We start from the raw sequence: 20,714 nt of genomic DNA, 5'->3' as shown, positions 1-20,714 counted from the left end.
GGCCGTGGCGATCATGTAAGACTGGCGCTCGTTTTCAATAGTAAAGATTCTTTCCTGTAGTGATCTCGGTCGTTCGCACGCGTCGGGCTCATATACATCCGATCTTTATGGGAGGTTCACTTGGTGAACCTGACCGTTCCCCAGTTGCTCAGAGACCGGGCCGCAGGCGATCCCGACGGAGTGGCGCTGATCGTGCACGGATCGGCGCCGCTCACCTATCTCCAGTGGCACGAGCGGGCGACCGCGATCGCGAACGGGCTGGTCGCGCGGGGTGTCGCCAGGGGCGATCGGGTCGGTCTGGTCTTCGGGAACGCGGACTGGGCGGACTACGCGGCGGCGTTCTGTGGGGTTCTGGCGGCGGGGGCGGTCGCGGTACCGCTCTCCGACCGCCTCGCCCCCGCCGACCTGCGCTTCATGCTCGAACACTGCCGTGCGAGCGGGGTCGTCCACGCGGCCGGGCTCACCGTGCCCGAGGTCGGCTGGAGCGCGACGCCGGCCGAGCTGCGGAGCGAAACGTCCTATGAGATCGCCGATCCGGCCCCCGGAGACCTCGCCCAGATCCTCTACACCTCCGGCACCACGGGCCGTCCCAAGGGGGTCTCGGCCACCCACGCCAACCTGGCGTACGGCTGCGGCGCCAAGCGGCGTCCGTTCGCGCACTCCAAGCATCTGCTCCACGCGTTCCCCATCGGCACCAACGCGGGCCAGACCATGCTGATCAACGCGCTCGACGCCCATCCCGCCGTGGTGACGCTGCCGCGCTTCACCCCCGGCCGCTTCGCCGCGCTGATCGAGTCGTACCGGGCCGGGACGGTCTTCCTGGTCCCCGCGATGGCGATCGAGCTGCTCAACGCCGGGATCGGCGACAGGCACGACCTGTCCAGCGTGCTGCTGCTCGGCTCGGCCGCCGCGCCGCTGCCCTCGTCCGTCGCCCAGGCCCTCACCGTGGCCTTCCCCAACGCGACGATCACCAACTACTACACCTCGACCGAGGCGGCCCCGGCCCAGACGGTCATGATGTTCGACCCGGACCGGCCGGGCAGCGTGGGGCGCGCCATCGCCGGGGGACGGGTCAGGATCGCGACCGAGCAGGGAGAGCCGCTTCCGGCGGGGGAGATCGGCGAGGTCTGGATGCGCTCCCCGGCGGCGCCGCGCGCCTACTACGGCGACCCGGGCAGCGGGACGTTCCGCGACGGCTGGGTGCGGATGGGCGACCTCGGCCGCATCGACGCCGACGGCTACCTCTACCTCGTCGACCGGGAGGGCGACGTGGTGAAGTCCGGCGCCTACAAGGTCTCGACGATCCACGTCGAGGAGGCGGTCTACCAGCACCCCTCGGTGGTCGAGGCGGCCGCGTTCGGGATGCCCCACCCCGTGCTCGGCACCGTCGTCGCCGTGGCCATGGTGACCAGGAGCCCGCTCACCCCCGAGGAGCTGCGGATCTTCCTCAAGGACCGGCTCGCCTCCCACGAGCTGCCCGCCCACGTGACCGTCGTCGACGTCCTGCCGCGCAACAACGGCGGCAAGGTCGACAAGCGGGCCCTGCGCCGGAGCATGGAGCAGGCCTCGTGAGCGGCCCTGTGGGGGGCACCGTGAACAGTGCCGTGAACAGTGCCCCGAACGGTGCCGTCAACGGTGCCCCGAACGGTGCCGGAAGCGAGGTGACGTTCACCCAGCAGGGGATGTGGGTGACCGAGCAGCTGGTGGGCGTGGGGACCGCCTACCACATGCCTCTCCTGGTCCACCTGCACGGTGAGCTGGACACCGGGGCGCTGACGGCCGCCTGCGCGGCGGTCGTCGAGCGCCACCCCATGCTGACGAGCGTGGTCGCCGAGGTGGACGGCGAACTGCGGCTCGTCCCCGGCGCCGGAGTCCCCGTACGGCTCGCCTCCCCGCCGTCGCCGGACGAGGAGGGGGTGGCGGCGGCCGTACGGGAGGAGATCCTGAGCGGCTTCGACCTGGAGACCGGCCCGCTGGCCAGGTTCACGCTGCTGAGGATCGGCCCAGGCCGTCACCTGCTCGTCTTCGTCGCCCACCACCTGGTCTTCGACGGCCAGTCCAAGGACGTCCTGGTCCGCGACCTGGCCGCCTTCCACAACGGTGAGCCGCCGCCGGCGCTGCCCGCCGTCGACCACGGCAGGGCCGAGCGTGACCGGGTGGCCGCGCTGCTCCCCGCCGCGCGGGAGTTCTGGAAGCCCCGCTGGCGCGAGCCCGGCGAGACCGTGCTGCTCGGGCGGGCGCTGCGCTCCAGGCGGGCCGGTGAAGGCCGGATGCTGCACTTCGCCGCCGACCCCGAGATCACCGGGCTCACCCGGTTCGAGGTGCTGCTGGCCGCGCTGCACGTGCTGCTTCTGGGATACGGCAACGAGCAGGTGACGACCGCCGTCGACCTGTCCACCCGGCCCCCGGAGGCGGCCGATCACATCGGCCTGTTCGTCAACGAGCTGCCCGTCTCCTCGGAGCCGTCCCCGGAGGAGAGCTTCCGTTCCTTCGCCACCGCGCTGCGCGCGGGGTTGCGCGAGGTCTACCGGTTCCGTCAGGTGCCGCTGGCCCGCGCGATGCCCCGTCTCCGGCCGCACGCCGCGCTGGTCCCCGTCTCCGTCAGCTACCGCACCCGCCGCGACGCCGACCCGGTCTTCGCCGGTCTCGACGCCTCGGTGGAGTGGACGGTCTTCAACCACGCGGTCCGAGGCGCGCTGCACCTGCAGTGCGTCGACGGCCCCGACGGGCTCGTGGTCAGTTTGCGCTACGACCCCGATGTGGTTTCGGACGCCCGAAAAGTGGCCGATGACCTGCGCTTTCTTCTGGAACGCGCCAGACAGGCCCCCGATACGCCGATCAACAAGATCCTGAACGAAACTCTGGAGAAGAGATGGGTTCCGTCACCACCCTGACCGACCAGGTGCGCGAGATCTGGGAGGAAGTCCTGGGCATCTCGCCGATCGACGACAACGACGACATCTTCGACCTGGGCGGCCACTCCCTGACCATCACCCAGATCATCGCCCGCATGCGCAAGCGCCTGGACGTCGAGGTCTCACTCGACGCCTTCTTCGACAACCCGACCATCGCCGGGATCGTGGAGTCCCTCGGAGATGACTGAGACCCTCGACCGGCTCCGTCTGTCCCGCCTCGGCGACGACGACCTGAAACTGCTGCTGCTGGTCAGGCACTTCGAGCTCAAGCTTCTCGAGCTGTACGGCAAGGGCGAGCTGAACGGCACCACGCACACCTGCCTCGGGCAGGAGTACGTCCCGGTCGCGCTGCGCCCGCTGCTCGGCGAACACGACCACGTCTTCAGCAACCACCGGGGACACGGCCACTACCTGGCCAGGTTCGCCGACCCGCACGGCCTGCTCGCCGAGATCATGGGCAGGGAGGGGGCGGTCTGCGGAGGTGTCGGCGGCAGCCAGCACATCCACCGCGACCGCTACATGTCGACCGGAGTGCAGGGCGAGAGCCTGCCCGTGGCCGCCGGGGTCGCCCTCCACCTCAAGCGGTCCGAGCCCGGCACGCTGGCCTGCGTCTACATCGGCGACGGCACCTGGGGGGAGGGGGCCGTCTACGAGGCGCTGAACCTGGCCGCGCTCTGGCGGCTCCCGCTGCTGGTCGTGGTCGAGAACAACGGCATCGCCCAGTCGACCCCGACGAGCTCGCAGATGGCCGGCACCGTCGCGGGCCGGGCCGCCGCCTTCGGCGTCCGGCACCACCTGGTCGTCTCGACCGACGTCAACGAGATCAGGGCCTCGCTGGAGATCCCGATCGCCGAGGTGCGCGCGGGAAGGCCGCTGGTCGTCGAGTTCGTGACCCACCGGCTCGGTCCGCACAGCAAGGGCGACGACACCCGTCCCCCCGAGGCCATGCGGGCCGCCAGGGACAACGACTGGTACGACCGTTACGCGGGCGACCACCCCGACCAGTTCCACCGGCTCGACGGGCCGGTCAGGGCCGAGGTCCAGGCCGTCGCCGACGAGGTCGCCGCCCGCCCGCCGTCCCGCTGGGAGGCGTCGTGAGAGTCGCGGAGAACCTCAACGCGGCCCTGCACGGGCTGCTGGACGACGACCCCACCGCCTACGTGATCGGCGAGGACGTCCTCGACCCGTACGGCGGAGCCTTCAAGATCACCAAGGGCCTCTCCATCCGCTTCCCCGGGCGCGTCATCGGCACCCCGATCAGCGAGGGCGCCCTGACCGGCGTCGCGGCGGGCCTGGCGCTGACCGGCAACACGGCCGTCGCCGAGATCATGTTCGGCGACTTCGTCGCGCTCGCCTTCGACCAGATCTGCAACTTCGCCAGCAAGTCGGTCTCCATGTACGGCAGCCGCCTGCCGCTGCGGATGGTGGTGCGCTGCCCGACCGGCGGCGGCCGGGGCTACGGCCCCACGCACAGCCAGAGCATGCAGAAGCACTTCGTCGGCATGCCGGGCCTGTCGCTGTACGAGATGTCGCCCTTCCACGACAACCGCGCCGTGTTCACGGCGATGCTGCAACGGGGCGAGCCGTGCCTGTTCTTCGAGGACAAGGTTCTCTACACCCGGCAGATGGACCAGGTGGACCCGATGTTCCAGGTCCGCCGCGACGGCGAGCTGGCGATCGTCGACCTGGGCGACCGGCCCGACTGTGTGATCGTCGCGCCCGGGGGGATGGCGCACCGGACGCTGGCCGCGATGCGCTCCCTGATCCTCGAGGAGGAGATCTCCTGCCGGCTGCTGGTCCCGTCCCGCCTCTACCCGCTGGACGTCGACGCGCTGGTGCCCCACCTCGGCGACGTCGTCCTGGTCGCGGAGGAGAGCACGGCGGGCGGCACCTGGGGCAGTGAGGTCGCCCATCTCCTGCACGAGCGCCTGTGGGAGCGCCTGCGCGGTCCCGTCCGTCTCGTCCACTCCAGGGCCAGCGTGATCCCCACCGCGGCCCACCTCGAGAACGAGGTCCTGGCGGGGGAGTCCACGATCCGGCACGCCGTACGAAAGGCCCTGCGTGGCTGACATCCGCGTCCCCAAGCTCAACAACAACGACACCGAGTACCTCGTCGTGGAGTGGCTCGTCGAGGACGGCAAGCCCGTCAGAGCCGGAGAGCCCGTCGCCGTCCTGGAGACCTCGAAGGCGGCCGACGAACTGGAGGCCGAGGAGCCCGGCTACCTGCACCACGTCGCCGCGCTCAACACCTGGGTCGCCCCCGGGGCGCTCCTCGCCCGGATCACCCCGGGGCCGGACGCGCCCGTCCTCGGCGACGCGGCCCCGGTGGGGGAGGAGCCGGTCGCCGGATCCTCCCTCCCGGCGCGGGAGTCCGTCATCACCGACCCCGCCCGGGCCCTGATGGCGGAGCTGGGCGTCACCGCGGCCCAGGTCGAGGCGCTCGGCCTGCCCGTCGTCCGGCGCGCCGACGTCGAGCGCCTGGCCGGGGCGGCGGGCGCCCCGTCCGGTGCGGGCCTCGCGGGCACGGGCGGCGCGAGCGGCCTGAGCGGCTCGAACGGTGCGGGCGGCCTGAGCGGCCTGAACGGTGCAGGCGGTGCGAGCGGCCTGAACGGTGTGGACACCGCGGGCGGTACGGATACCGCGGACACCGCGGACGGCACGTCCGAAGCGGGGAACGCGGCGGGGACGCACACGCTGTCCCGGGTCCAGCGGGCCGTCGCCAGAGCCGTCACCACCTCGCACGACACGATCCCCGCCGCCTACACCGCGATGAAGTTCGACGTGGGCCCGGCCCTGGAGCGCACCAGGGGGTTGAGCCGGGAGGTCCGCAGGCCGGTCGGGCTGGCCGAGCTGTTCGTCCAGGCCGTGGCGGCGCTGCATCCGGCGTTCCCGCTGTTCTTCGCCTCGATCGACGGGGACCGGGCCCGCACGGCCGACGCCCCGCGCGTCGGCGTCACCTTCGACATGGGCGAGGGCCTCTACGTCCCGGTCGTCCACGACACCGGGTCGCTGCGGGAGATCGCCGACACGCTCATGCGGTACCGGCTGGCCGCGACCGAGGGCGACTTCAGGGAGCGGGACCTCACCGGCGCCAACATCGCGGTCACCCTGCACACCGACGCCGACGTCGTCCTCGCGATCCCCTTCGTCTTCCCCGGGACGGTCTGCGCGCTCGCGATCACCTCACCACAGCGGGAACTCGTCCTCGGCGAGGACGGTGCCGTGACGACGCGAACCGTCGCCAACATCGGCCTCGCCTACGACCATCGACTGATCAACGGCAGGGACGCCGCGCTCTTCCTCGCCGCCCTCCGGATGGAGCTGCAATGACCGAGACAACGCTGTCGGACGCCAAACGGGCCCTGCTCGCCCAGCGGCTCCGGCGCCGGGAGGAGTCCCGGACCATCACGGCCCGCGACCCCGCCACCACCCCGCCCCTGTCCCACGCGCAGGAACGCCTGTGGTTCCTGGAGCAGTACCGCCCCGGCACCACCACCTACACCGTCCCCGTCGCGGTGCGCCTGTACGGCGAGCTGGACGTCGACGCCCTGCGCCGGGCCCTGGACGAGATCGTCACCCGCCACGAGGCCCTGCGGATGCGCTTCCTCACCACCGAGGACGGCACCCCCGAGCTGGTCGTCGACGAACCCCGCCCCGCCGAGCTGCGCGTCACCGAGGCCGCCGGCCTGGACGCCGCGGTCGAGCTGTTCGACCAGGAACTGGCCACCCCGTTCGACCTGGAGCACGGCCCGCTGTTCAGGACCGTCCTCGTCCGGCTCGCCCCCGCCGACCACGTCCTCCTGCTCGCCGCGCACCACACCGTCGTCGACGGCTGGTCCGTCGACCTCGTCATCCGCGAGCTGCTCGCCCTGCACGACGGCAAGACCCTGCCGCCCGTCGAAGTCGGCTACGGCGACTACTCCATCTGGCAGCGGGGACGCGACCACCGCCGCGAGATCGACCACTGGCGTGACAGGCTCGCCGGGCTCCCGGCGATCGAGCTGCCCACCGACAGGCCGCGCCCGGCCGAGCAGGGGTACGAGGGAGCCGCCCTCGACTTCGGGATCGGGGCCGACCTCACCGGGCGGCTCACCGAGCTGGCCAAGGCCGCGGGCGCGACGCCGTACATGACGCTGATGGCGGCCTTCCAGGTCCTGCTGGCCCGCTACTCGGGGCAGTCGGACTTCGCGGTCGGCTCCCCGGTCGCCGGACGCGGCCTGCCGGAGCTGGACGGCGTCGTCGGCATGTTCGTCAACACGCTGGTGCTCCGCGCCGACCTGTCGGACGACCCGGCGTTCGACGACTTCCTGGCGCGCACGCGCGAGACCGCGCTGGACGCGTTCGCCCACCAGGAGCTCCCGTTCGACCGGCTCGTCAACGAGCTGAACGTCGTCCGCGACGTCAGCAGGTCGCCCCTGGTGCAGGTCACGTTCGCGCTGCAGAACTACAAGGCGGGCGAGGAGGACGGGCGCGTCTCCTACGTGACCCTCCCCGCCAAGACCACCCGCTACGACCTGGCCCTGTACCTTTTCGAGAGCCCGGACGGCCTGGTCGGCAACTTCACCTACAACACCGCGCTGTTCGACCCGGAGACCGTCGAACTGCTGGCGTCCCGGTTCGAGACGCTGCTGTGGTCGATCGTCGCCGCCCCCGGGACGCGCGTCGGGGAGCTGTCGCTGCTGTCGGAGGAGGAACGGGAACGGGTCCTGGGCTTCGGCTCCGGCACCGCGCTCACCCCCACCGGCCACGACCTGCTCCACGAGCTCGTCACCGCCCAGGCCGCGCTGACCCCCGGCGCCAGGGCCGTGGTCCACGAGGACGACGCCCTCACCTACGCCGAACTCGACCGCCGCTCCGACCGGATCGCCGCGCTTCTCCGCAACAGGTACGGCATCGGTTCCGACAGCCGGGTCGGCGTCCTGCTCGACCAGTCGGTCGACGTGGCGGCGGCCCTGCTGGGAGTGCTGAAGTCCGGCGGCGCCTACGTGCCGCTCGACCCCAAGCAGCCCCGCGACCGCCTGGCCTACATGCTCGGCGACTCCGGAGCCGCCGTGGTCGTCACCACCTCCTCCCTGCGCGAGCTGGTCACGGGCGACTCGGCGCCGCCGGCCGTCTGCCTGGACACCGAGCCCCTGGAGGAGACCGCCTTCGAGGCGCCCGAGATCACGCCCGGCAACCTGGCGTACGTGATCTACACCTCCGGCACCACCGGGCGGCCCAAGGGCGTCGGCGTGCAGCACCGGCAGGTGCTGAACTACCTCGCCGGGGTCAGGGAGCGCTTCGCGGTCGAACCGGCCGGGGTCTACACGCTGCTGCAGTCGCTCTCGTTCGACTTCGGCGTGACGATCTTCTACCTGTCGCTCATGACCGGCGGCGAACTACACCTGGTCGACCCGCAGTCCCCGGTCGAGGAGATCGCCGAGCGGCTGGGCCGTACCGACTACATCAAGATGACCCCCTCCCACCTCGCGTCGCTGCTCGCCGACGCCGACCCCGCCGAGCTGCTGCCGCGCAAGCTGCTCATCCTCGGCGGCGAGGCGTCCAGGTGGAGCTGGGCCCGCGAGCTGGCCGGGCACACCGCGGTCGTCAACCACTACGGCCCCACCGAGGCCACGGTCGGCATCTCCACCCACGCCGTCACTCCCGGCGCGGCCGAACGGGCGCTGAACCTGCCGATCGGCACGCCGCTGCCCGGCGCCAGGGTCTACGTGCTCGACGAGCACCTGCGGCTCGTCCCGCCCGGCATGATCGGCGAGATCTACCTGGGCGGCGACCGTCTCGCCCGCGGATACCTCGGGCAGCCCGGCCTGACGGCCGACAGGTTCCTGCCCGACCCGTACGGCGAGCCCGGCGCGCGCATGTACAAGACCGGCGACCTCGGCCGCTGGCTGCCCTCCGGCGACCTGTGCTTCCTGGGCCGCCGCGACCTGCAGGTCAAGGTCCGCGGCTACCGGGTCGAGCTGTCGGAGATCGAGTCCGTGCTCACCGGCCTGCCCGGGATCGCGCACGCCGTCGTCGAGCTGCGCCAGGACCGGCTGATCAGCTACCTCGTCGGTGAGAAGACCAGTGTGAGCGAGCTGCGCGCCACGCTCGGCGAGCGGCTCCCCGAATACATGATCCCGGCGCGGTTCGTCTGGCTGGACGAGCTGCCGCTGAAGTCGCACGGCAAGGTCGACCGGGCCAGGCTGCCCGAGCCCGACGAGGAACGGCCCGACCAGGAGGCCGGGTTCGTCCCGCCCGAGACGCCCGTCGAAGAGGCGATCGCGGCGGTGTGGGCCTCGGTGCTCGGGCTGGTCCAGGTCGGCGTGCTGGACGACTTCTTCGACCTGGGCGGACATTCGCTGCTCGCCGCACAGGTGGTCGCCCGCCTGCGGAAGGCTCTCCCCGCAGGCGGGCGCCAGGTCAGCATCCTGGACCTGTTCAAGTACCGGACGGTGCGCGAGCTGGCCCAGGTCGTCGAGGCCGGTGACTCGGGCCCGCGCATGCTCCTGCACCGCCTCACCCCGGCCCGCACCGCCACCTCGACCGTCGTCTGCGTGCCGTACGGCGGCGGCAGCGCGGCCATCTACCAGCCGCTGGCCGACGCGCTGCCCAAGAACTGGGCGCTGCACGCGGTCGCCGTACCCGGGCAGGAGATGGGCCTGATCGAGGAGACCCGCCCGGTGGCCGAGGTCGCGGAAGGGTGCGCCGAGGAGATCCTCAAGGGGATCAAGGGGCCGCTGACGCTCTACGGCCACTGCGGGCTCGGCGTCATGCTGACCGTGGAGATCGCCCGGCGCCTCGAGGCGGCCGGCCGGCCGGTCGACGCCATCTACCTCGGCGGCGTCTTCCCCTTCGCCAGGCCGCAGTCGGCTCTGGCGTGGATGGCGAACCTGACCGACAAGCTGCGCAGCGACCAGGTCTGGGCGAACGCCCTGCAGGCGGCGGGCCTCGACGTGGAGGACCTCGGCCGCGAGGAGCTCAAGCTGGTGATCGACAACCGGCGCAAGGGCACCAGGGAGGCCGAGCGTTACTTCACCCGCCTGTTCGAGGAGGGCGTCGAGCCGCTGAAGGCGCCGATCATCTCCGTCGCGGGCGAGCGCGACCCGGCCACCGAGTTCTACCAGGAGCGCTTCCGCGAGTGGCACCTGTTGACCGACTCGACCGCCGTGGTCGTCCTCGACGAGGCCGGGCACTTCTTCCTGAAGTACCGGGCCGCGGAGCTGTCCACCATCGTCACCGGCACCCACCGGGCCATCGCCTCGGGGGAGACCGCGGGGCTCGGCCGTACCGAACAGTCCACCTGGTGGCTCGAGGGCGTCTCCCGGCAGGGGGCTCCCGAGACCGCGTCCGTGGAGGCGGCGGCGGGGGTGGCGGGGACGGCGGGGACGTCCACGCTGAGCGCCTCCGAACTGTCCGAGCTGCAGGACTCCGACCTGTCGGTCTCGGTTCCGGACAGCCCGGCGGGGCTCACCACGGCTCCGGACGCCGCCGGGCGGCCCGCCGGAGGGACGGGCGGAGCCGCGCCCGGAGGCGACCTTCCACCGGGCGTGACCCGGCTGGGTCCCCAGCCGAGCATGAAGCGGTTCGCCACCGTGGCCGCGGGCCAGCTCATCTCGATCGTCGGATCGTCGCTGACCGAGTTCGCCATCCCGCTGTGGATCTACACCACCACCGGCTCGCTCGTCAGGTTCGCGCTCTTCTCGGTCCTGGCGCTCGTCCCCGGCATGCTGGTCGCCCCGATCGCGGGCACCCTCGTCGACCGCTACGACCGCCGTAAGATCATGCTCGCCGGAGACGCCGGGGCGTTCGGCACCCAGCTCATCCTCGGTGTGCTGCTGTGGACCGGCAACCTCGAGGTCTGGCAGATCTACCCGCTCATCGTGCTGCTGTCGGTGGCGCTCACCTTCCAGCGCCTCGCCTACAACTCGGCGATCCCGCAGCTGGTCCCCAAACGCTTCCTCGGCCACGCCAACGGCGTCGTTCAGATGATCACCGGTACCGCCCAGCTGATCGTCCCGCTGGTCGCCGTCGGCCTGATGGCCCTGATCGGCCTGGAGGGCATCCTCGCCCTGGACGTCGTCTCCTACCTGTTCGCCATCGGGGTCCTGCTCTTCGTCACCTTCCCGAAGACCATGGCCTGGAAGCGCAGGGAGTCGCTGACCGCGGAGATGGTCGAGGGCTGGAAGTTCTCCTGGGGCGTCCGGGGCTTCCGCGCGATGCTGTTCTTCTTCGCCTTCCTGAACATCTTCCTGTCCCCGCTGTTCCTGCTCATCTCCCCGCTGGTCCTGGGCTTCGCCACCCTGGACGACGTCGGCCGGGTCTCCTTCTTCGGCGGCCTGGGCGTCTTCCTCGCCGGAATGGCCATGACCATCTGGGGCGGCCCCCGGCGGCAGAGGCTGCGCGGCGTCATGCTCTCCACCCTCGTGCTGTCGGTCTTCTGCCTGGTCACCGGCTTCCAGCAGAACCTGGTCGTGGTCTCGATCGGCGTCTTCGGGATGTCGTTCTGGCTGACCATGCTCAACGGCGTCTACGCCACGATCATCCAGGTCAAGGTGCCGCAGCGCTTCCACGGCCGGGTCATCGCGCTGAACACGCTCATCGCCTGGTCCACGCTGCCCATCGGCTTCGGCCTGGTCGCACCGTACGGCAGCGCGATCTTCGACCCGCTGATGATGCCCGGAGGCGCGCTGGCCGACACGGTCGGCGCCGTGATCGGCACCGGTCCCGGCCGGGGCGTCGGGCTGATGTACATCCTGTTCGCGTTCGCCATCGCCGCCATCGCGCTGGTCGCGATGCGGACCAGGACGCTGTCCAGGTTCGACGTGGACGTGCCGGACGCGCTCCCCGACGACCTGGTCGGCTTCCAGACCCTGCAGAAGCGACGCGAGAACCTCGCGGAGGTGGTCCCGATCAGGAGGAACACCGAGGTGTGACCCAGACTCCCCGCCGGGCCGGCCCTGATGGAGTACCTCCCGTCAGACAGGCCCCCGGCGGGGATCCCCCGCCGCGCGCCCGGCGGGGACCTCCCGGCAGGCGGGAGGAAGGACACGAGGCATGGGGTAGCCGGGCTGTCCGTTCCACCGCCTGCCGGGAAACAGACAGGCACGGCGGGGCGGTCGAGTCCCCGGACCCCCTTGCCGGGACCTCCCGTCCCGCCGCGCCCGTCTCAGCGAATCAAGAGGACCCCAAGATCATTTGCCGGGTCCCGTGCCGTGACCTCAGGAACTCGAAGTCGCGAAGTCCCGAAGGGCGAGTGTTCCGGGGTCGATCCCCTCACTCCGGGAGCGTCTCCGTGTCGCCCGGCTGGACGGCGTCCGCACCGAGCCAGACGAGCTCGGAGTGGAGTCGTCGCGCGGCGCTGCGGGCGCTGTTCCACACACCGAAGCCACGGCCGTTCGCGCCGACGGTCGTCGCCGGACCGCCCGGCAACACCAGTCCGTAGGCCACCACCTTCGTCGCCTCCTCATCCTCCTCGGTCATGCCGCGCCCCTCGTCGGCTCCCTGGGCCAGGGCGAACATGCGCGGGAGGTCGCCGATCAGGGGGTGCGTGCTCTGGTGCGGGTGCTTCTGACCCATGTGCCGGTGCCCTTCTCCGGACCCCGAGGCGCGAGGGACAGGCGACTGGTCGGAACGGGGGTGACGCTCCATGGCGAGTGCTCCTTTCCACCGGGCCTGCGAGAGTTAGGCAAGCCGGGGCTGGTCGTTCCTGCTTCTGTGTGATTCCGGGCTTTCTGCGTGGTTCCGAGCGGTCGCCTGAAAGCGGCTTCACTGCCTGCGGAGTGTTCTGAGTAGCGGGCCTCTGATACCCGGACCACGGTCGACGCGTCATCGACAGGGCTTCCTGCGATATGGGCAGGTCACCCTCTCTGTTCTCCGACTGGAGGCAGCTCTATAGTGTTCTAGAGCAGCAATGAAGTCAACGGGTGATTCAGAGTGCACTAGAACAGGGGTTGTGTGATGAGTGACAGTCCGCAGGCGTTGGCTCCGTACCGGCGGATCGCCGCCCGGATCAGGGCGAGGATCGAGAGCGGGGAGATTCGTCCGGGTGACCGCATCCCCTCGGTGCGGGAGATCATGCGTGACGAGGGAGTGTCCACCGCGACCGCCACCCGGGTCGCCGCCGTGCTGAGGGCCGAGGGGTACGCGGAGTCGGTCCCGGGGATCGGAACGCTCGCCGTTCTACCCAAGAAGCTCACGACCGGACCCGACCGGCTCCGGATGCTGCGGGCGACCGGAAACGGCTACCGGCCGGGCGAGCGGGCCGAGATCCTGGGCGCCGAGCTCGTCCCGGCACCCGAGGAGGTCGCCGACGCGCTCGGGATCGAGGAGGGAAGTCCCGTGGTGCGCCGCCGCCGCGCGTACCACGACGACGGGGGCGTCGTCGCACTGTCGACGTCATGGCTTCCGGGAGAGTTGGCCGAGGCCGCACCCGAGTTGCTGGTCGCGGAGCCGCTGCCCGCGATGACCTTCGGGCTGGTGGAGGAGAGGACCGGCCGCCGGGCCGTACGGCGGCGCGACGTCGTCGCCCTCAGGCCGGTCCCCGAGGACGTCGCCCCGCTGCTCGGGGTGGACGGCGGGCTGCCGGTGCTCACCATGACCAACCACTACTGGGACCAGCACGGTGAGGCGACCGAGTACGCCGTGGACTTCCTCGGCCCCGGCCGCGAACTCTCCGCCGACCACGATCTGGACTAGCGTCGATGTCCTGTGGTCAAAGCCGGGAGTCAGGGGCAGGATGTCGACTGTAGCCAGGAAGTCGCGCACGCTGTCGCGGTAGCGGCCGTTCCACTCGCTCCACAGCGGAGGAATCCGATTCAGTCGATCGACGCAAGACTCCGCGCCAGGCGCTTTCTAGCGTGACGACCGCCGAAACGTCACAGGAAAGGCGCCGACCGATGCCCACCAACCCGAACAGGCACCCGGCATTCCTCGCGGCCGAGGCCGCCCGAGCCAACAAGCGCCAGCTGCGGGTCGCCGACGCCATCACGAAGTTCGCCGGGTCGATGTGGTTCGTCTATATCCACGCGCTGCTGTTCGCGGTCTGGATGATCTGGATCGAGAAGAGCCCGTGGCAGACGCTCACGCTCATCGTCTCGCTGGAGGCCATCTTCCTGTCCACCTTCGTGATGATCGGCCAGAACCGGCAGGCCGAGTTCGCGCGGCGCAAGGCGGACCACGACTACAACGCCCAGGAGCTCGAGCTGCGCCACAACACGGAGGTGACCGAGACCATCCATCGGCTCACCACCGAGATCCACGCCGCGGTGAACGGCGGCCGTCGAGACGGCAGTCGATTGACGCAAGCGGACACGCCCGACGCGGGCGATCGTGGCCGGTAGCACTCCCGAGCAGAAGGAGATGCTCATGCTCAAGTCGGCGTCCACGTCCCTGTTGTGGCGTGGGATCCTCTCGGTGATCATCGGCGTGGTCTCCGTGGCCTGGCCCAACGTCACCGTGGGAGCGTTTGTCGTCCTGTTCGCCGCCTACGCCTTCCTGGCGGCCATTCTCGATTTCAGCCGGGCCTTCACCGGCGACCGCGCCGGACCCGTGATCGGCTTCATCCTGCCGGCGCTGCTGTCCATCGCGGCCGGGGCGGGCGTGCTGATCTGGCCGGGGATCACCGCCTTCGTGCTGGCGATCTGGGTGGCCGCCTGGGCGTTCGCCACCGGGATCATGGAGGTGGTGACGGCCTTCCGCAGCGGTCAGACCGCTGGAGACCTCGCGATGTGGGCGATCGGCGGCCTGGTGTCCCTCACCCTGGGCGTGGTGCTGTTCATCAGGCCCGACATCGGCGCGGTGTCGCCGGCCTCGGTGTTCGGCCTGTTCGGCATCGTGTTCGGGGTCTCGTCCGTCATCACGTCGATCCGGCCCAGGAACGTCGGCCAGGCGGCCGCCCAGCCCACGTGACACCCTCCGGCACCCGACGCCCTCCCCCTGGATCCGGGGGAGGGCGTCCGCACGTCAGGCTTCCAGCACGTAGCGGATCGGCAGCCATTTGGGGCCGCCGACGAACGTGGCGCGGGTCATGACCGGCTCACCGTCGAAGTCGATCTCGTGTAGGCGGGGGAGCAGGTGGCGGAACAGGGTCCGTATCTCCATGCGCGCCAGCTGCGCGCCCAGGCAGAAGTGCCTGCCGTACCCGAAGGACAGCTGGCTTGAGGCGTTCGCGCGCAGGACGTCGAAGGCCATCGGGTCGTCGAACCTCGCCGGATCGTAGTTGGCGGCGGGATAGGACAGCAGGATCCAGTCGCCCGCCGCGATCTTCTGGCCCGCGATGCGGGTGTCGGCGGTGGCGGTGCGCATCATGTGGCGCACCGGCGAGACGTACCGCAGCATCTCCTCGACCGCGCCCGGGATGAGCTGGGGCTGCTCCGTCAGCAGGCGGCGCTGGGCAGGGTGCTCGATCAGTGCCCACATACCGCCCGCGATGGCCTTGCTGGTCGTCTCGTGCCCGGCGGTCGCGATGATCATGTGGTAGCTGGCCGTCTCCAGGGGAGGGAACGGTTCGCCGTCGATCGTCCCCGCGGCGATCGCACCGGCCAGGTCGTCGGTGGGCCGGGCGCGCCGGTCGGCGGTCAGCGCGTGCAGGTAGTCGAACAGGTCCTGCAGGATCTGCACCTCGCCCGCCCGGGAGACGTCGCCGTTCCTGGCGATCGACGGGTCCTCGCTGCCGAAGTAGTCCTGGGTGAGCTTCAGCATCAGCGGATAGTCCGACTCCGGCAGGCCCAGGATCTCCAGGATCACCCGCAGCGGGTAGTGCAGCGCTATGTCGGCGGCGAAGTCGCACCGGCCGCCGTGCTGCCGCATCCGCTCGACCACATGCTCGGCCAGCTCGTCCAGCCGCGGCTGGAGCCTGTCCAGGTTTGCCGGGCGGAACCACTCGTAGCCGAACCTGCGGTACCTGGGATGGTCGGGGGCGTCCATCTGGATCAGCGTGCGCGGCTGCACACCGCTCTCGCTCTGCAGCCTGATGCCCTCCTGATTGGTGAGGATCGGCTGCGGCGCGTTGTGGAACAGGTCAGGCTGCCGCTCGATCTCCACCACCGTGTCGTACCCGATCGCCACCCAGAAGGGGTCGAACCCCTCCACCTCGACCCGGTGCAGGGGCCCTTCCTGGCGCAGCGTGGCGACGGACTTGAGCCACGTGCCGAAGTCGCCGTACTGCACGGGATCCGTGAACTGCGTGATCATGCTGTCTCCTTCTCGCAACCGTTTCCCCAGGATGAGCTGTGAGAGGAGTGACGGACTTGCGTCATTCGACTGCGTCGGTGCGTGAAAAGCCGAGTGGTCGCGCAGGGCGCACACACCGCAGCGCCCCGGGACAACGGTCACGGTCCCGGGGCGTTCGAGCGTCGGAAAGGCTGCGGACCGAGGGAGACCAGGTCCGCGGCCGCTTGGGGAAGGGTCAGTAGTAGGAGACGATGAGCCGGTCGTTCACGTTCTTCACGCCGGGCGCCGCCCATGCGGCCGCGACCGCGGCGTCGCGCTCGGCCCACGATCGCACGTCACCGGTCAGTTTGACCGTGTGCCCGATCGTCTCCACGGTGATGCCCTGTGCGTCGAGCTTGGCGTCGCGTCGTAGCGCCCGCTGGATCGAGTCGTCGACGTCGCCGGTGCTCGGCAGCGGTCCGAGGATGGTGACGTCGTTCTGGACACCGGTCACGCCGAGGATGTTCCCGGCGACGAACTCGGCCTCGTCACGCTGGTAGTGCCACTCGGCGGTGCCGGTGAGGGTCACGTGCCCATCCTTGACCTGCGCGTCGACGGTGGAGGGCACGAGCGCGTCGAGCATCAGCGCCTGCAGCACGTCGCCGCGCAGATCCGCGTCCTTCCTGCGGTGCTCGGTCAGCAGCCGTACGTCGAGGTCGTTGACGACCTCGACCACGCCGTAGACGCGTTCGGCGGCCTTGCGGGCCTCGCGCTTCTGGCGGAGGCTGCCGACCGTGCCGCGCAGCGTCACGATGCCGCCGTCGGCCGAAACGGCGACGGCCCTGTCGTCGATCTTGGGGTCCCAGAACAGCTCGTCGGCGACCTGGACTTCGAGTTCCTCGTTGGTCATGACGTACTCCCTCTCGCTCCCTCTCGTCGTGGTGGACGCCGATCACGCTAGGCCGGGGGAAGGGCGTCTACTTTGTCGCGTGTGCACGGGATCCTGCGCCGGCGTGCAGGGCGCGCCATTCCCTGGGGGACATCCCGAAGGCGGCGCGGAAGGCGCGGCTGAAGTGGGTGGCGTCGCCGAACCCCCAGCGGTGCGCGATGTAGGAGATCGTCTTGGCGTTGCGGTCGGTTCTGGCCAGATCACGCCGGCAGCCTTCGAGCCGCTGCTCGCGGATCCACTCTCCCAGGACGATGCCGGATCGGGCGAGCGTGGCGTACAGGTGGCGGACGGAGATGTTGTGCGCGGCGGCGATCTTCGCGGCGTTGAGGTCGCGGTTGGTCAGATGCCGCCGCGCGAAGTCCATGATCCGCAGCGCGAGCGTGTCCTCCAGGGACTGGCGGCCCGTCGAGCCGTCGCCCAGCTGCGTGAGGATGACCGCCCTGATGAGCTCGATGGTGGGTGTCTCGAACGCCTCCATCCTGGGCTGGTCGGCCAGCCGCGACAGGTAGGAGGCCGCGAGGTCGGCGACGGGGTTGCGCGGGTCGAGCCGCATCCCGCCCGCACGGCTCAGTACCTCTTCCGGCAGCCCCAGCTCGGCTCGGCTGACGCGGACGCAGTACTCGTCCACCCCGTCGGGGTGAGCCGAGGTGTAGGGCCGGGCGGTGTCGAGGATGCTCATGTCGCCGGGTTTCAGCACCGTGCGATGCCGGTCCTGCGTGACGACGCGCCGCCCGGCCTGCTGACGCTCCAGCAGCAGCTGCGGTTCCTGATCGGCTCCCGCCAGCCGGGCGGTACGCCGCAGGGTCACGGGTGTCGTGCGGAGGCTCATCATGGACAGCCCGCCCACCTTGCGGCCCAGGCACCGGGCCGCCACGGCGTCCGGGCTGGTGTGGTGCTCGATCTCGACCGGGACGACGGCGTCCCCGACCGCTTCGCTGAGCCTGTCCAGGCGATCGCCCGCAGGCACGGTGGCGGTGTCGAACAGCACGAGCATAGGCAGGCTCCCCTCGGATGGTCCGCGAGGACGACGCTAGGGGTTGCCGGCCGGAGGGTCTTGCGTCATTTGACCGCCATGATGGCCAAGCTCGTCGGCGAAGGCGTGCAGCTGGGCCCGGGTGGAGACGCCCAGCTTCGGGAAGATCCGGTACAGGTGGGTGCTGACCGTACGGTGTGACAGGAACAGCCGCTCGCCGATCTCCTTGTTCGTCAGCCCCTGCCCGGCGAGCCGGACGATCTGCAGCTCCTGGGCGGTGAGCAGGTTCAGCAGGCCTCCTTCCGGCTGTACGCCCGCCGCCCGCAGCTCGATCCTGGCGCGCTCGGCCCACGGCTCGGCGCCCAGCCGCTCGAAGGCGTCGAGCGCCGCGGTCAGCTCCTCCCGCGCCCGCCCGATCTGGTGCCGGCGGCGCAGCCTCTGCCCGTACTCCAGACGCGTCCGGGCCCGCTCGAACGGCCACTGGTCGCCGGAGGGGTCCGCGAGTGCGGCCTCGAAGTGGCGCTCGGCGTCCTCGTCGGAGACGGCCAGGATGCCGCGCGCCGTACCGACGAGCAGGCTCAGCCGCTCGGTGGGACGCCCCGCCAGGTCGGCGTCCGCGGTGTCGAGCACGAGCTGCGCCTCGTCGAGGTGTCCGGTGAAAGCGGCCGCGGAGGCCAGGTCGACGAGCGCGTAGTAGGAGTGGTGGTCGTGCACCGGCTCACCATCACCGGTGAACAGCCGGCGGAAGTGGTTGTAGGCCGCCTCGTGGCCGCCTTCGGCCGCGGCGGCCAGGCCGAGCGCCCGCTCGCAGCGGACGGTGACGATCCTGCTCTGCGGGTCGGTGGAGGTCAGCGACCGGTGGGCGAGCGCGCGCCCCTCCTCGGCCCGTCCGCGCAGCGCGGCCAGCGTCGCCAGCAGGGCCTGGGCCATCGCGGTCGACAGGCCGGGGTTGGTCGCGGCGGAGATCCGTACGGCGTGCCCGGCGACCGACTCGGCCTTGTCCCATAGGCCGGCGTCCAGGCAGGCGAAGCCGTAGAAGGTGAGGTACGCGCTGTTGCTGTCGGGCAGCGCCGGCTCTCCGTCGGGGTCGATCAGCGGCGCGAGCACGTCGATGGCGGGACCGGGGAGGTCGCCGAGGGCGGCCAGCATGCCCAGCGTCAGCCGGTTGCCGAAGGCCGGGTCCGGGCTGATCCGGTCGCGTTCGACGGCGGCCTGGATGTCCTTGTGGGCGGCGAGCGGGTCGGCGGTGGCCGACACCCAGAACGGCAGCGGATCGTCTGGTTCGTCCGGCACGGCGATCGCCGCGAGAGCCCGCCGTATCTGCTCGCGGTGTGTGCGCAGCCCGGAATGGAGGGCCACGTCACAGGCCGTCCGCAGGATCGCCATCGCCGCCATGGGTGCGTGGCCGGCGACGGCCTCCGCGGCGGGGATCAGCAGGGCCATGGCCGCCTCCTGCCGCCCGGTGTTGGAGATCACCCAGCCCACCAGGGGTTGGAGCCGGGCGAGCACGCCGGGGTCGTCGGTCAGCGCGGCCACGGTGGCGATATACCGCTCGACCTTGCCGACCTGCTCGTGGTGGAGCGCGAGCCCGGCGGCCTTCGCCAGCCGTCCGGCCCGCGCCCGGCCGTCGGGTGACAGCTGCGCGGCGCGCTCCATGGCGATGAGCGCCTCGGCCGGCGCGCCGCGCCGCGCGGCCCGCTCGCCCGCGGCCTCCAGCTGCGCCGCCGTCTCCTCGTCCGTGCCCGCCGCGGCGGCCCCCAGATGCCAGGCCCGTCTGTCGGGGTCGTGCCCGAGTGCCGCCGCCAAGGTCAGGTGAGCCGTACGGCGGGCCGTCAAGGAGGCCGCCTGGTAGACGGCCGACCGGATGACGGGGTAGCGGAACGCGGGCCGGCCACGCTCGTCGCGGCGGGTCAGCCCGGGAGTCTCCGCCGCGGCCGGGAGATCGAACCGTTCGTCGGACGCCATGAGCATGAGAAGGTCCCGCGTGGCTCGCGGCAGTTCGAGGAGCTGCGCCTCGTAGAGACGCAGCAGGCGCTCGGTGACGGGAACCGTGCCCGCCCACAGCGGGTCGGCGAGCTTGGCCAGCTCGATGATCGCAAGCGGATTGCCTCCGGCCTGGTGAAGCAGGCGCCGGCGGCGCGGCCCGGCGGGCGGGCTGGGTTGCAGGCTCAGCAGGCGTTCGGCCGCGTCGGCGGGCAGCGGCCCGAGCGCGAGCGTGGCGAAGCCGGTGGCGAAGGACGGGGGAGCGCCGCCGCGGGTGGCGGCCAGGACGGCGACGATCGAGGCGGCGGACGCGATCACCTCCAGCGACGCGTGATCGCACCACTGGACGTCGTCGACCACGATCAGCACCCGGCCGGGGCCGGTCACCAAGGTCAGCGTGGCGTCGCGGACGGCCGTGGGTTCCGGCGCTGTTTCCTCGAAGTCCATGGCGAACGCGGACCGCAGCGCGGGCAGGGCCTCCGCCCGGTCGAGGACCGGGCGGAGGAGCTGGTGCAAAGTGGCGTAGGCCAGCCCGGCCTCGCCCTGGTATCCGCGCGCGTGCAGCACGGTGTCGCCGGCCCGCCGTACCCGCTCCACAGCGGCCCGCATCAGAACGCTCTTGCCCAGCCCGGCGTCTCCGGTGATCAGCAGGGCGCGCCGCAGCCGGAGTGACTCCTCGATCTGAGCCGACTCGCGCTCACGGCCGTCGATCAATGTCCACCGCCGAGGTCGTCTCGAGGAGCTGGGACTACAACCTGTCTAA

15 protein-coding genes are annotated in these 20,714 nt (G+C 71.1%); 10 read left to right on the top strand and 5 right to left on the bottom strand.

Going from position 1 to position 20,714, the window contains the following annotated elements:
• Positions 1–123: 123 nt before the first annotated feature.
• The 7 genes from AB0N02_RS15710 to AB0N02_RS15680 are packed head-to-tail and all read left to right on the top strand — an operon-like array spanning position 124 to position 11,830.
• Positions 124–1,572: an AMP-binding protein gene (locus AB0N02_RS15710; RefSeq protein WP_363946316.1), complete on the top strand. Its 1,449-nt coding sequence runs from the start codon at positions 124–126 to the stop codon at positions 1,570–1,572.
• Complete coding sequence (locus AB0N02_RS15705; RefSeq protein WP_363946314.1) at positions 1,569–2,894, top strand: condensation domain-containing protein; 1,326 nt, start codon at positions 1,569–1,571, stop codon at positions 2,892–2,894. The genes AB0N02_RS15710 and AB0N02_RS15705 overlap by 4 nt, the downstream gene beginning before the upstream one ends.
• Positions 2,873–3,103, top strand: coding sequence for a phosphopantetheine-binding protein (locus AB0N02_RS15700; RefSeq protein WP_363946312.1), 231 nt, complete (start codon positions 2,873–2,875; stop codon positions 3,101–3,103). The genes AB0N02_RS15705 and AB0N02_RS15700 overlap by 22 nt, the downstream gene beginning before the upstream one ends.
• Complete coding sequence (locus AB0N02_RS15695; RefSeq protein ID WP_363946310.1) at positions 3,096–4,013, top strand: thiamine pyrophosphate-dependent dehydrogenase E1 component subunit alpha; 918 nt, start codon at positions 3,096–3,098, stop codon at positions 4,011–4,013. Before AB0N02_RS15700 ends, AB0N02_RS15695 begins: the two co-directional genes overlap by 8 nt.
• Positions 4,010–4,984 carry a transketolase C-terminal domain-containing protein gene (locus AB0N02_RS15690; RefSeq protein ID WP_363946308.1) on the top strand — a complete coding sequence of 325 codons (975 nt, stop codon included), beginning with the start codon at positions 4,010–4,012 and terminating at the stop codon, positions 4,982–4,984. Before AB0N02_RS15695 ends, AB0N02_RS15690 begins: the two co-directional genes overlap by 4 nt.
• Complete coding sequence (locus AB0N02_RS15685; RefSeq protein WP_363946306.1) at positions 4,977–6,245, top strand: 2-oxo acid dehydrogenase subunit E2; 1,269 nt, start codon at positions 4,977–4,979, stop codon at positions 6,243–6,245. The genes AB0N02_RS15690 and AB0N02_RS15685 overlap by 8 nt, the downstream gene beginning before the upstream one ends.
• Positions 6,242–11,830, top strand: a complete 5,589-nt coding sequence (locus AB0N02_RS15680; RefSeq protein ID WP_363946305.1) for an amino acid adenylation domain-containing protein — start codon at positions 6,242–6,244, stop codon at positions 11,828–11,830. Before AB0N02_RS15685 ends, AB0N02_RS15680 begins: the two co-directional genes overlap by 4 nt.
• Positions 11,831–12,170: 340 nt before the next feature.
• On the opposite strand, the gene AB0N02_RS15675 is transcribed toward AB0N02_RS15680, so the two are convergent.
• Positions 12,171–12,473, bottom strand: a complete 303-nt coding sequence (locus AB0N02_RS15675) for a hypothetical protein (protein ID WP_363946303.1) — start codon at positions 12,471–12,473, stop codon at positions 12,171–12,173.
• Between the two features lie 381 nt (positions 12,474–12,854).
• Here AB0N02_RS15675 and AB0N02_RS15670 point away from each other — a divergent pair, with 381 nt between their 5' ends.
• From AB0N02_RS15670 to AB0N02_RS15660, 3 genes are all read left to right on the top strand, one after another.
• Positions 12,855–13,592, top strand: coding sequence for a GntR family transcriptional regulator (locus AB0N02_RS15670; RefSeq protein WP_363946301.1), 738 nt, complete (start codon positions 12,855–12,857; stop codon positions 13,590–13,592).
• 200 nt (positions 13,593–13,792) lie between these two features.
• Positions 13,793–14,236: a DUF1003 domain-containing protein gene (locus tag AB0N02_RS15665; RefSeq protein ID WP_363946299.1), complete on the top strand. Its 444-nt coding sequence runs from the start codon at positions 13,793–13,795 to the stop codon at positions 14,234–14,236.
• A gap of 25 nt (positions 14,237–14,261) precedes the next feature.
• Entirely contained in the window at positions 14,262–14,804 is a 543-nt protein-coding gene (locus AB0N02_RS15660) for a DUF308 domain-containing protein (protein ID WP_363946298.1), read from the top strand.
• A 54-nt stretch (positions 14,805–14,858) separates the two neighbouring features.
• Here the strand turns inward: AB0N02_RS15660 and AB0N02_RS15655 are convergent, their stop codons facing one another.
• From AB0N02_RS15655 to AB0N02_RS15640, 4 genes are all read right to left on the bottom strand, one after another.
• Positions 14,859–16,088 (bottom strand): cytochrome P450, encoded by a 1,230-nt coding sequence (locus AB0N02_RS15655; RefSeq protein ID WP_363946296.1) that lies wholly within the window; start codon positions 16,086–16,088, stop codon positions 14,859–14,861.
• Positions 16,089–16,302: 214 nt separating this feature from the next.
• Positions 16,303–16,956: a BON domain-containing protein gene (locus AB0N02_RS15650; protein WP_363946294.1), complete on the bottom strand. Its 654-nt coding sequence runs from the start codon at positions 16,954–16,956 to the stop codon at positions 16,303–16,305.
• A 67-nt stretch (positions 16,957–17,023) separates the two neighbouring features.
• On the bottom strand, positions 17,024–17,989 hold the full coding sequence (locus AB0N02_RS15645; RefSeq protein WP_363946293.1) for a helix-turn-helix domain-containing protein: 966 nt from the start codon (positions 17,987–17,989) through the stop codon (positions 17,024–17,026).
• Positions 17,990–18,025: 36 nt separating this feature from the next.
• Positions 18,026–20,665, bottom strand: coding sequence for a LuxR C-terminal-related transcriptional regulator (locus tag AB0N02_RS15640; RefSeq protein WP_363946291.1), 2,640 nt, complete (start codon positions 20,663–20,665; stop codon positions 18,026–18,028).
• Positions 20,666–20,714 lie beyond the last annotated feature (49 nt).

Source organism: Streptosporangium sp. NPDC051022, from assembly GCF_040683035.1.
Taxonomy (GTDB): domain Bacteria; phylum Actinomycetota; class Actinomycetes; order Streptosporangiales; family Streptosporangiaceae; genus Streptosporangium.
Note: the sequence above shows the minus strand (reverse complement) of the source record. Positions and strands in the feature narration are given on the sequence as shown.

Bases quoted from the DNA above. Each gene is read 5' to 3' on its own strand.
- AB0N02_RS15700 (WP_363946312.1), top strand. From the start codon at position 2,873: ATGGGTTCCGTCACCACCCTGACCGACCAGGTGCGCGAGATCTGGGAG.
- AB0N02_RS15695 (WP_363946310.1), top strand. From the start codon at position 3,096: ATGACTGAGACCCTCGACCGGCTCCGTCTGTCCCGCCTCGGCGACGAC.
- AB0N02_RS15680 (WP_363946305.1), top strand. From the start codon at position 6,242: ATGACCGAGACAACGCTGTCGGACGCCAAACGGGCCCTGCTCGCCCAG.
- AB0N02_RS15675 (WP_363946303.1), bottom strand. From the start codon at position 12,473: ATGGGTCAGAAGCACCCGCACCAGAGCACGCACCCCCTGATCGGCGAC.
- AB0N02_RS15670 (WP_363946301.1), top strand. From the start codon at position 12,855: ATGAGTGACAGTCCGCAGGCGTTGGCTCCGTACCGGCGGATCGCCGCC.
- AB0N02_RS15665 (WP_363946299.1), top strand. From the start codon at position 13,793: ATGCCCACCAACCCGAACAGGCACCCGGCATTCCTCGCGGCCGAGGCC.
- AB0N02_RS15660 (WP_363946298.1), top strand. From the start codon at position 14,262: ATGCTCAAGTCGGCGTCCACGTCCCTGTTGTGGCGTGGGATCCTCTCG.
- AB0N02_RS15655 (WP_363946296.1), bottom strand. From the start codon at position 16,088: ATGATCACGCAGTTCACGGATCCCGTGCAGTACGGCGACTTCGGCACG.
- AB0N02_RS15650 (WP_363946294.1), bottom strand. From the start codon at position 16,956: ATGACCAACGAGGAACTCGAAGTCCAGGTCGCCGACGAGCTGTTCTGG.
- AB0N02_RS15645 (WP_363946293.1), bottom strand. From the start codon at position 17,989: ATGCTCGTGCTGTTCGACACCGCCACCGTGCCTGCGGGCGATCGCCTG.